Genomic DNA, 10976 nt, shown 5'->3' on the forward strand with positions numbered 1-10976 from the left:
TGTAAGTGATATTCCGATGCGGGAATAGCTCAGTTGGTAGAGCACGACCTTGCCAAGGTCGGGGTCGCGAGTTCGAGTCTCGTTTCCCGCTCCAATCACTTGCAGATGACATTCTGTTGCGGGAATAGCTCAGTTGGTAGAGCACGACCTTGCCAAGGTCGGGGTCGCGAGTTCGAGTCTCGTTTCCCGCTCCAATCACTTGTAAATGACATTCTGTTGCGGGAATAGCTCAGTTGGTAGAGCACGACCTTGCCAAGGTCGGGGTCGCGAGTTCGAGTCTCGTTTCCCGCTCCAATCTCTCTTCGAAGTTTTCATAATCCCTTTGAATCGCCCTTCACATCGCGTTGCGATGCTTTGTCGTATCTGGCGTTTACTAGGCGCTTCTCTTCCACCTCCTGCCAACAGGAAGGGGATGTGGGCTCATGGTGCGGATTGTACGAGGCAAGCGGTTGTGACAGGTGGTGGGGGGCGAGAATTGCGGGCAAAAAAGAGGAGGGGCCTTGGCTCCTCCTGCATGATTCACTGGCGCGGGCTTAAACCAGAGTAACGTTTTCAGCCTGAGGGCCTTTTTTACCCTGGGTCACAGTGAACTGGACTTTTTGACCTTCAGCCAGGGTTTTGAAACCGGTGCTCTGGATGGAGGAGAAGTGAACGAATACGTCCGGACCCTGGGATTGTTCAATAAAGCCAAAACCCTTGGTTTCGTTGAACCATTTTACCTGGCCGGTGCGAATGTCAGACATGTGCTAAATCCTATCAATAACAAAATGAAACTAAGCCCGTGCTGGGCTGCATTTGCCTTGCAAGCAGGGGTTGGCTCATGACTGACCACGTCTCTTTGTCCCAGTAGCACGTAGAACAATCCCTGTCTAAAGCACAAACGATTGTACGTTAGCGCCGATCCTTGTCAATTTGACCCCTTTCGTTTTTTGAACAAGCTAAAAATATTGTGAAGTCAGTAGCTTATTTGAAGATATTTGACTGAAAAAAACGGGAGGCCAGCGCCTCCCGTTTTGTTATTCCTTGAGGGCGAAGCCTTCGCCTTGCCGGTCGTAGCGGTAGACTGCCTGACCGTAGGAGCGGATCTCTACCCGCTGGATGCGGCGGGTGTCGTCCACCAGGATGAAGATAGAACGGCCCGATTGCAGGCGGGTCAGGGGACGATCCGGCCCCTCGATGGCGATCAGGCGGCTCAGCTCGGCACCCGGCAACTCGAATTTACGCCAGATGGAGTAGAGGGTCTCACCCGCCTGCACATCGTGTTGCAGCCAAGTGCCGTTAACCTTCTCTTCGACCGGCTTGGCTGCCGCGGGGGCACTGCCTGCCGCGCCATTACCGACAGTTAGAGCTTGAGCAGGCACGGCCAGCGGCACTTCCAGCGAGCCGGAAGGGGCGGCTTTGGGGGCGGATGGCGCTGGCTCCCAAGCCAGCACCAGCAACCAGAGCGGGATCAGGATCAGCAGACCTATGGTGTTTTTGCGGGGCAGCGGGCTGGACAGCTTGAATTTGCCTGCTTTGGCATCCTGGCGGCGTTGGCCGAGGTTGCTCATCCCTTGGCCAAAACGTTGGCGCAGGGACAGGGTCGCGGCATTGATGCGATGGAGCAGGGATCCTTGTGATTCGTCTTGGCGACGCTGCTGGGCTCGTCTGTTATGGCCTCGTGGGCGACGGTCCGGGGTGGGCACGGCATTTACCTCTCACTACATTGCCTGCCATCAGGCAAATTCGCCGCCTATGGTAAACGGACTCGCCCCCGAGGGGGAGAGTCCTGAGGCGGAAAATTATCAGCTGAGACGAAATTGACCCAATAATTGCTGCAATTTGTCGGCCGCCTGACGCAATGCCTGACTGGCTTTGGCCGTTTCGGTCGCATCCTGAGCAATGTCGTTGGCCAGTGCGTTGGTTTTTGACAGATTGCCGGAGACGGTTTCTGAGACCGAGCTCTGCTCTTCGGCGGCGGAGGCGATCTGATAGGTCATGTCGTTGATGGTGGAGATGGCCTGGTAGATGCTGCCGAGCGCCTCTTCCGCCAGATCCGCCTCGCCCACAGCCTGATGGGTCAGCTGCTGGCTCTGGGTGATAGCGCTGACTGCATTGGTGGAGCTGAGGCGGATCTTCTCGATCAGCTCCTGGGTGTTCTGTACCGCCTGCTGGGTGTTGCCCGCCAGTTTGCGCACCTCGTCGGCAACCACCGCGAAACCGCGCCCCTGCTCGCCAGCTCGGGCTGCCTCGATGGCGGCGTTGAGGGCCAGCAGGTTGGTCTGATCGGCAATTCCCTGAATGACGGTGAGGATGCTGGTGATCTGGGCGCTGTCGTGAGCCAGCCCTTCCACCACTTCGGCCCCTTTACCGGCTTCTGCTGCGACCTTGTGCATCGACTGGATCACCTGCTGGAAGCGCTCCTTGCCCTGATCGGCTGCGTTTTGCGCCTGTTTGGCCGAGTCGGCGGTATTGTTGGCGTGGGTGGCGACCTCCTGACTGACGTAGGACATCTCCTGTACCGCGGTCAGCATCTGCTCCATCTCCGCCTGATGGTGCTGCAGGTTGTTGTCGGTCTGACCGGCGATGCGATCGGTGTCACCAGCGTAGCGGTTCACCTCGCTGGCAGTCTTGAGCACATCCCCGAGCAGCCCTTGCAGCTTGTCGATAAAGCGGTTGATCCCCTTGGCGAGATCCCCCAGCTCATCCACCGAGCGGGTTGTGAGACGTTTGGTGAGATCCCCTTCACCATCGGCGATGTCATCCACCAGGCTGACCATCTGACGGATGGGGCCAGTGATGCTGCGGGCAATTACCAGCATGGTGGCCAGCGCCAGCGCCAGTACGATAACGGCGCCTACCAATTGCTGGGTCACCGCGGCCCGGTTCATCTCATTGAGCTGGTTTTCCAGTTGATCGGCGCCCGCCAGTACCACCTTGTAGGGCAGGGTGACGATGATGGCCCAGTTGCGGCTCATTCCCGGAACCGAGATTGGTACAGAAATACGCAGATTGTCGTTGAGCTCTTCACGTTGCTCCTGCTGTTGCAGGTACTGTTTCCAGTTGTTGCCCAACAACTCTTTGGCATGCTTGCCCAGCATATTGTCATTGCCGCTGGTACCTGTAATCACACCAGCTGCGCTGACGATCAGGGTCTCCCCCTGGCCATCATAGATGTTATTGTTGAGGCTCTTGGCCTGCTGGTTAAGGGCAGTAACCTCAAGATCGACGCCGATGATCCCCTTGAAGTCTCCGTCAATAAACAGTGGGGATGAGATGGTACTCAGCATGACTTGCTTGCCATTGACATCAAATACATAGGGATCGATAAGGCATGCACTTTTATGCTGTTGGGGGCAACTGTAATAGTCGTTGGCTGGGTTACCGAAGCTGTCGGTATCTGTTTTGGTAATGGAGTAAAGCAGGTCTGTGCCTATAGAACCCCCGTCACGGTAGTAATAGGGAACAAACCGGCCATTACTGTCACTGCCCAGCTCCTTCTGGCCGACATAATTACTATCTTGCTCGTCCAGTGCGTTGGGCTCAAATCCCGCCAAGACGCCATATATCTGAGGATCTGTGGTCAACGTTTTTTTCATTAGTGCAACAACGTTGGGGCGCGTCAGTGGTAGCTCCTTGGAAATGGCCAGTTGAACCACTCCTGCAAGTTGTTGGTCATATGCCAATGCCTTTTGTAGCAGTTGGGTGATGGTGGCCGCCTCGGCGCGGGCATTGGCGCTGACCTTCTGCCAGGCCTCCTGCTGCAGCGCTTCACGGCTGGAGCTGATGGTGAGTTGTTGAGTCTGCTGACCCGAGTATTGGTTGAGCAGGATCAGGATGACCAAGGCGGTGGTCATGGCGATCCCGGCCATCACTAGAATGCGATTCTGGATAGAACGGAACTGCATCGTCTCTTCCTTTTTAGTAGCGGTGTTATTTGGATATCGACCGAAGCCGACAGTGGTTGTAGCAAATAGGAAATAGAACTTCTGTTTTGCGATCCCCTTCAAATATCAGGCGGCAAGCGCCCCGCCAGTAAATTTAATCCCCTACTTTAGCCCGCAATGGCGTCATGGTTTTCCCATCCGTGATTGTCGGTGCTAAAATGCGACGGTTTTTTCTAACGAATTGGCCCAAGGCCCTCTACACAAGGCTTAAAGATGAAAGTCAAAACCCGTTTTGCTCCCAGCCCGACCGGCTTTTTGCATGTCGGCGGTGCCCGTACCGCACTCTATTCCTGGTTGTTTGCAAAGAACCAGGGCGGTGAGTTCGTGCTGCGTATTGAGGATACCGACCTGGAACGTTCCACTCAGGAGGCCATCGACGCCATCATTGAGGGCATGGAATGGCTGGAGCTGAACTGGGATGAGGGCCCCTACTACCAGACCAAGCGCTTCGATCGCTACAACGGTCTGATCGACGAGATGCTGGCCGATGGCCGCGCCTACAAGTGCTTCTGCTCCAAAGAGCGTCTGGAAGCACTGCGCGAAGGCCAGATGGCCAACGGCGAGAAGCCCCGCTATGACGGCAAGTGCCGCGACCACGCCCACGATCACCCGGCCGATGCGCCGCACGTGATCCGCTTCCGCAACCCGACCGAAGGCTCCGTGGTGTTCGACGACCACGTCCGTGGCCGCATCGAGTTCGCCAACACCGAGCTGGACGATCTGATCATTCGCCGTACCGACGGCGCGCCGACCTACAACTTCTGTGTTGTAGTCGATGACTGGGATATGGAGATCACCCACGTGGTGCGTGGTGAAGACCACATTAATAACACCCCGCGCCAGATCAACATCTACAAGGCACTGAACGCGCCGGTACCGGAATTTGCCCACGTCTCCATGATCCTGGGTGACGACGGTGCCAAGCTCTCCAAGCGCCACGGTGCAGTCTCCGTGATGCAGTACCGCGACGACGGCTACCTGCCGGAAGCGCTGCTCAACTATCTGGTACGTCTGGGCTGGTCCCACGGCGATCAGGAGATCTTCAGCCTGGACGAGATGATCAAGCTGTTCAGTCTGGATGCCATCTCCAAGTCCGCCTCAGCCTTCAACACCGACAAGCTGCTGTGGTTGAACAACCACTACATGCGCAGCCTGGATCCGGCTTATGTTGCCAAGCATCTGGCATGGCACATGGAAAACCAGAAGATCGACACCAGCAGTGGCCCGGTGCTGGCCGACGTGGTCACCCTGCTGGCCGAGCGCTGCAACACCTTGGTTGAGATGGCTGCCCAGAGCCGCTACCTGTTCGAAGATTTTGAGGCGATCGACGAAGCTGCTGCCAAGAAGCACCTGCGTGGCGTGGCTGCCGAGCCGCTGGCTCTGGCCAAGACCAAGCTGGCTGCACTGGATAGCTGGACTACCGAAGCGTTGCACGAGCTGATTGAAGCGACCGCTGCCGAGCTGGGTCAGGGCATGGGCAAGGTTGGTATGCCGCTGCGTGTGGCCGTCACCGGTCTGGGCCAATCCCCTGCCATCGACGCGGTAATGGCGCTGGTCGGCAAGGAGCGCGTCCTGGCGCGTATTGACCGCGCGCTGGCGTATATCGAAGCCCGCATGGCTGCCGAGTAAGCTCTGCCGATGTGGCAGACGAGGGGATAACCCTGCTCTGCCACATGTGAATAGAAAAAATCCGAAACCACTGGTTTCGGATTTTTTTATGGCCGGGAGCGATGGAACTGGGGCACAACGATGGTCATGCCCGCCCCGGGGAGCTGTCAGGCGAGTTTGAAGGACTGGATCTGGCTGTCGAGCTCCTTGCTGTGCTGCTCGACCAGCTCGGAGGCCTCTTGCAGTTCACGCAGCACCACCACGGAGCCTTCGGCGATCTGCTTGACCTGCTCCAGATTGCCGCGCATCTCTTCGGCGACCGAGCTCTGTTGCTCGGAGGCGGCGGCGATGTGGCGGTTCATGTCGGCGACCCCCTGTACCCGCTGCACTATGGTGGCGAGCTGGGTACCGGCTTGGGTCACCTGTTCCACCCCCTTGTCGGCCTGCTGTACGCTTTGGGCCATCAGCTCACCAGCCTGATGGGCATTGCCCTGCAGCTGTTCGATCATCTTCTGGATCTCGACGGTGGCGGCCTGAGCCCGGTTGGCCAGTTCACGCACTTCGGAGGCCACCACGGCAAAGCCGCGACCAGCTTCACCGGCGCGAGCCGCCTCGATTGCAGCGTTCAGGGCCAGCAGGTTGGTCTGCTCCGAGATGCCGCGAATGGTGTCGACCACAGAGCCAATGCGCTCGACCCCCTGCTCCACCTCGTTGACCACGGTGGCGGAACGCTGGATGTTGCCGGAGAGGGTGTCTATGGTGCTGACGGTGTCAGCGACGCAGCGGCTCCCCTCTTCCGCCAGCTGGCTGGTTTCGGCAGTGGCGTGAGAGGCCTGATCCGCATGGGCGGCCACTTCGCGAATGGCGCCGACCATCTGGCTCATGGCGCTGGCCAGCTGTTCGATCTGGGTGAACTCTTCGTTGATCGCTTCGTTGGCCTCTTCCATGCAAAGGGTCACCTGGGAGGCGATGTCGTTGAGCTCCTTGCAGGCGGCGCGCTGGTTGCCAAACACCTCTTTAAGATTCTCCTGCGAGTGTGAGACCGCCTTGGCGATGTCACCGAATTCGTCACGAGACTTGAGCAGTACCTTGTGGCTGAGATCCCGCTTGGCGAAGCGTTCCAGCAGGCCCACCAGATAGTGCACCTGCTTGACCATCAGGCGGGAGCCGGTGAGCAGCAGGATCACGAACAGCAGCCCCATGATGGCGGTCTCCATAAGACCGGTCCAGAGCAGGCGATTGGAGATCGCATCCGCCTTGGCGGGATCGAGCCCTTCGCTGAGCAGGGTCGCTTCCAGATTGTTGGCGTCAAACCAGAGTTTTGTCAGTAGCAGGAGGGTACTGAACACCATCAGCAGCACCACTTTGGGTACCAACCGGATGTTGCTCATTCTTTTCTCCAGCAGGTTCAGCTGCATTGTCATTCTCCTTTTAAAAGCCGTTTTTTCCTTTGCCCTCAGGACTATCGGCATTATCTTCTCTTTTATTAATTTGCACTGTGCTTAAAGTTGGAAAATGTATGCGACATCACTTAACTCATCTGCGGGCGATGGATCTGCTGATGGCATTTCTGTCGATAATATCGGTTGTGCTGGTGACGGCCCGCTGGTGGGGCCATGAGAGCCTGACACCACAGACCCTGCAGCTCTTCTATGACCTCGACAGTCTGATCTGCTACTTCTTCCTCGCGCACTTTGCTTATGGCTGGATCCGGGCCTCTGATCGCAAGGCCTATTTCAAGGCCAACTGGATCTATCTGCCGGGTAGCCTGCCGATGGCGGAGCAACTGCGCTGGGCGCGGTTGATCCAGCTGTGGCGGGTCTATCAGCTGTTCAAGGAGCACCCGGATCTCTGGGCCATGTTCCGTCGCGAGCGCAACGAGACCACCCTCTCAGGCATCCTGTTTCTGTTCTTCCTGCTGCTGGGGGTGGGCTCCGGCGTCATGTACTGGATTGAGTCAGGCCAGCCCGGCAGCCAGATTGAGACACCCTATGACGCGTTCTGGTGGACGCTGGTGACCCTCTCGACAGTCGGTTACGGCGATCTGGTGCCCAAGACCGAGGAGGGGCGGTTTGTCGCCAGCCTGCTGATCCTGTTCGGGGTCGGTCTGTTCGGTGCCATCAGCGGTTTTATGGCCAGCCTGTTTTTGCAGCCCAACAAGGGGGATGGCGAGACCGACAAGTGGCGTCATCACTACAACAACCAGCAAGAGGAGCTGCTGCGGGAGATCCGCGCCCTGCGCAGCGAGGTGCAGGAGCTGAAAAACAAGTGAGACCGCAGACGGGCAAGTTGCGAGGTGACTCGCAACTCTGCGCTCTTTATCTGGGGGGAGGTGCTTTTTCTTTGCTTGTCCTTTAACCTGCTGGCGGCTTAACATTCAACCTCTTGTCCAAACCTGAAAAAGAGAACCGATCGACCATGCGCGCCCTTCTCGGGATTTTGATCTGCTTGTGTGCCCAACAGGCACTGGCCGATACCCGTTATGTTTCAGACAACATCTTTACCTATATCCACAATGGCCCGGGTACCCAGTACCGGATCCTTGGCAGCGTCAAGGCTGGTGAACCGCTGGAGGTAAAGGCGGTGAACAGCGAGGCCGGTTTTACCCAGGTGGTGGACGGTCGTGGCCGCGAGGGGTGGATCAAAAACAGCGAACTGCAGAGCCAGATCAGCCTGCGCGAGCGTCTGCCCCAGGTGGAAAAAGAGCGCGATGAGCTTAAAGATCGCCTGCAGAACCTTAACGGTGACAACGAGAAACGCTTCACCGAGAAGGATGGCCAGATCGCTGCCCAGAGCAAGGAGATCGCCGCTCTCAAGGCCCAGTTGGTCAGTCAGGGTGAGGAGATGAGCAATCTCAAAGAGCAGAATGATGCCCTGACCCAGAGCTACGACAACCAGGAACACGACATGCAGATGGACTGGTTTATCCGTGGTGGTGCCATGGTGGGGGCCGGTATCCTGCTTGGTATCCTGCTGCCGATGCTGCCCCGTCGTCGCAGTCGTGGCGATCGCTGGATGAACTGACAGCATTTGGCTGAATAAATTGATGAGAAGGGTCGCCGTGGCGGCCCTTCTTTTTTTGGGGCGTATTGGGGGGATGGGTGGCTGCTTTGCGATAGAGCGGCGGCAGATCGTATACAAAATTAAGTCAGATGACCCTCATGTTTATTGGCGGGCTGGCTTCAAAAAGGAATGAATAGGGTGAATTAGCGATCTTTGTTAAAGAGTGGCAACAAATTCATTTCATATAGGGGAGGATATTGTATACATTGTCGGCGTTTCGGCGGCGCGACCGCCTTTGTCGATATCAGCCTTAGGGCGTACAGGAAGACCCCATATGTTCAAAGCTACTCAAGTACTTGCCGCTGACTATATCCCCTCTGATCTGGCCGCCCTGCGCGAAGCCATCACCCAGAACTATGTGGTGGATGAAAATGCCTATCTGGCCGAACTGTCGGCCATGCTGCCGGGGGATGGCGCCTCGCTGGAGCAGGTGACCCAGCGTGCCCGTACTCTGGTGACCAAGGTGCGCAAGGAGAGCGGCTCCGGTGACGGTATCGACGCCTTCCTGCAGGAGTACAGCCTGGATACCCAGGAGGGGATTATCCTGATGTGTCTGGCCGAGGCGCTGCTGCGCATTCCCGATGCCGAGACCGCTGACGCCCTGATCAAGGACAAGCTCTCCGGCGCCAACTGGTCATCTCATTTCCGCAAGAGCGACTCTACTCTGGTCAACGCCTCCACCTGGGGGCTGATGCTGACCGGCAAGATTATCAAGCTCGACAAAAAGCTCGACGGCAACCCGGCCAACCTGCTGGGGCGGATGGTCAACAAGCTGGGGGAGCCGGTGGTGCGATCCGCCATGTATGCCGCCATGAAGATCATGGGCAAGCAGTTCGTGCTGGGGCGCGACATGAAGGAGGCGCTCAAGGCGAGCCGCAAATCCCGCGAGCTGGGCTACACCCATACCTACGACATGCTGGGTGAATCTGCGCTGACCATGCAGGATGCCGACAAGTATCTGACCGATTACCGCAACGCCATCGAGGCGGTGGGCAACGAGCGGATCAGCGACGGCGGCCCGGCCCCCTCCATCTCCATCAAGCTCTCGGCACTCCATCCACGCTATGACGTGGCCAACCGCGAACGGGTGCTCGGCGAAATGTGCGAGCGGCTGGTGGGGCTGGTGCGTCTGGCCCGCGACAAGGATGTGGCCATCAGCATCGACGCCGAGGAGATGGACAGACTCGAGCTGTCGCTGGATCTGTTCGAGCAGCTCTACCGCTCCGACGCCAACCGTGGCTGGGGCAAGCTCGGCATGGTGGTGCAGGCTTACTCCAAGCGCGCCCTGCCGGTACTCTGCTGGCTCACCGCACTGGCCCGCGAGCAGGGTGACCTCATTCCGGTTCGCTTGGTAAAAGGCGCTTACTGGGACAGCGAACTGAAATATGCCCAGCAGGCGGGCCTGCCCGGCTACCCGCTCTTTACCCGCAAGGCGGGCACCGATATCTCCTACCTCGCCTGCGCCCGTTACCTGCTGAGTGAGCCGACCCGCGGCTTTATCGCCCCCCAGTTTGCCACCCACAACGCCAATACCGTGGTCAGCATTCTGGAGATGGCCGGTGATCGCCAGTTTGAATTCCAGCGTCTGCACGGCATGGGCGAGGAGCTGCACAACGCCGTGCTGAACGACAATCCCGGCCTGCACTGCCGCATCTATGCGCCGGTCGGCGCCCACAAGGATCTGCTGCCCTATCTGGTGCGCCGCCTGCTGGAGAACGGGGCAAACACCTCCTTCGTTCACAAGCTGGTGGATCCCAATACCCCGGTGGATTCACTGGCCGAGCACCCGCTGCGCACCCTCAAGCGCTACTCAGGTTTTGCCAACGACCGTATTCCCCAGCCGGTGAACCTCTTCACCGACCGCAAGAACTCCAGCGGCGTCAACATGAACATCCTCTCCATCCAGCGCTCCTTCTTCGCCCGCTTGAAAGAGCTGGAGAGCAAGCAGTGGCTGGCAGGGCCCATCGTCGATGGTGAGACCCTCAAGCGCAGCGAAGCCCGCACCGTGCTGAGCCCGCAGGATGTGAGCCTCACCGTCGGCAAGATCCATTGGGCCGACGAGCAGGCGGTGGAGCAGGCTTTAGCATCCGCCCACGCTGCCTTCCCGCGCTGGCGTGAAACCCCGGTGAGCGAGCGTGCCGCCGCGCTGGAGAAGCTGGCGGATCTGCTGGAAGCGCACCGCGAGCAGTTTGTCTCCCTCTGTACCCGCGAGGCGGGCAAGTTGCTGCAAGATGGCATCGATGAGGTGCGTGAAGCGGTCGATTTCTGCCGCTACTACGCGGTGCAGGCGCGCAGCCTGATGGGGCAGGCGACCCTGCTGCCCGGTTACACCGGCGAGCAGAACGAGCTGTTCCTGCAGGGGCGCGGGGTGTTTGTCTG

Annotated in this window: 8 protein-coding genes and 3 tRNA genes; 7 read left to right on the forward strand and 4 right to left on the reverse strand. The window is 58.4% G+C overall.

All coding sequences use genetic code 11. The annotated features are described in order from the left end of the window. Positions 1-18 precede the first annotated feature (18 nt). The 3 genes from AB5Y92_RS01710 to AB5Y92_RS01720 all read left to right on the forward strand — a co-directional run bounded on the left by AB5Y92_RS01710 (position 19) and on the right by AB5Y92_RS01720 (position 294). Positions 19-94, forward strand: a tRNA-Gly gene (locus tag AB5Y92_RS01710). Between the two features lie 24 nt (positions 95-118). Then, positions 119-194: transfer RNA gene (locus AB5Y92_RS01715), tRNA-Gly, on the forward strand. Positions 195-218: 24 nt separating this feature from the next. Beyond that, positions 219-294 (forward strand) — tRNA-Gly (locus AB5Y92_RS01720). A gap of 239 nt (positions 295-533) precedes the next feature. On the opposite strand, the gene AB5Y92_RS01725 is transcribed toward AB5Y92_RS01720, so the two are convergent. The 3 genes from AB5Y92_RS01725 to AB5Y92_RS01735 form a co-directional block, all read right to left on the reverse strand. Continuing rightward, complete coding sequence (locus tag AB5Y92_RS01725; RefSeq protein ID WP_005338972.1) at positions 534-743, reverse strand: cold-shock protein; 210 nt, start codon at positions 741-743, stop codon at positions 534-536. Positions 744-1016: 273 nt separating this feature from the next. Beyond that, entirely contained in the window at positions 1017-1685 is a 669-nt protein-coding gene (locus AB5Y92_RS01730) for a LysM-like peptidoglycan-binding domain-containing protein (RefSeq protein ID WP_103250429.1), read from the reverse strand. Positions 1686-1784: 99 nt separating this feature from the next. After that, positions 1785-3887: a methyl-accepting chemotaxis protein gene (locus tag AB5Y92_RS01735; protein ID WP_164537625.1), complete on the reverse strand. Its 2103-nt coding sequence runs from the start codon at positions 3885-3887 to the stop codon at positions 1785-1787. Positions 3888-4139: 252 nt separating this feature from the next. On the opposite strand from AB5Y92_RS01735, the gene gltX reads away from it, so the two are divergent. After that, complete coding sequence (gene gltX, locus AB5Y92_RS01740) at positions 4140-5555, forward strand: glutamate--tRNA ligase (protein ID WP_164537624.1); 1416 nt, start codon at positions 4140-4142, stop codon at positions 5553-5555. Between the two features lie 146 nt (positions 5556-5701). Here gltX and AB5Y92_RS01745 read toward each other — a convergent pair whose 3' ends face one another. Continuing rightward, on the reverse strand, positions 5702-6952 hold the full coding sequence (locus AB5Y92_RS01745; RefSeq protein ID WP_005362726.1) for a methyl-accepting chemotaxis protein: 1251 nt from the start codon (positions 6950-6952) through the stop codon (positions 5702-5704). A gap of 101 nt (positions 6953-7053) precedes the next feature. Here AB5Y92_RS01745 and AB5Y92_RS01750 point away from each other — a divergent pair, with 101 nt between their 5' ends. The 3 genes from AB5Y92_RS01750 to putA all read left to right on the forward strand — a co-directional run. Then, a complete protein-coding gene (locus tag AB5Y92_RS01750; protein WP_005354446.1) occupies positions 7054-7806 on the forward strand; it encodes a potassium channel family protein in 753 nt (250 codons plus the stop codon). A 146-nt stretch (positions 7807-7952) separates the two neighbouring features. Continuing rightward, positions 7953-8558: a TIGR04211 family SH3 domain-containing protein gene (locus tag AB5Y92_RS01755; RefSeq protein WP_005335443.1), complete on the forward strand. Its 606-nt coding sequence runs from the start codon at positions 7953-7955 to the stop codon at positions 8556-8558. A 313-nt stretch (positions 8559-8871) separates the two neighbouring features. Continuing rightward, the coding region (putA, locus tag AB5Y92_RS01760) for a bifunctional proline dehydrogenase/L-glutamate gamma-semialdehyde dehydrogenase PutA (RefSeq protein WP_368225295.1) at positions 8872-10976 on the forward strand (2105 nt) is incomplete at its 3' end.

The organism is Aeromonas sp. R1-1 (assembly GCF_040908495.1).
Lineage (GTDB): Bacteria > Pseudomonadota > Gammaproteobacteria > Enterobacterales > Aeromonadaceae > Aeromonas > Aeromonas veronii.

Bases quoted from the DNA above. Each gene is read 5' to 3' on its own strand.
- AB5Y92_RS01725 (WP_005338972.1), bottom strand. From the start codon at position 743: ATGTCTGACATTCGCACCGGCCAGGTAAAATGGTTCAACGAAACCAAG.
- AB5Y92_RS01735 (WP_164537625.1), bottom strand. From the start codon at position 3,887: ATGCAGTTCCGTTCTATCCAGAATCGCATTCTAGTGATGGCCGGGATC.
- gltX (WP_164537624.1), top strand. From the start codon at position 4,140: ATGAAAGTCAAAACCCGTTTTGCTCCCAGCCCGACCGGCTTTTTGCAT.
- AB5Y92_RS01745 (WP_005362726.1), bottom strand. From the start codon at position 6,952: ATGCAGCTGAACCTGCTGGAGAAAAGAATGAGCAACATCCGGTTGGTA.
- AB5Y92_RS01750 (WP_005354446.1), top strand. From the start codon at position 7,054: ATGCGACATCACTTAACTCATCTGCGGGCGATGGATCTGCTGATGGCA.
- AB5Y92_RS01755 (WP_005335443.1), top strand. From the start codon at position 7,953: ATGCGCGCCCTTCTCGGGATTTTGATCTGCTTGTGTGCCCAACAGGCA.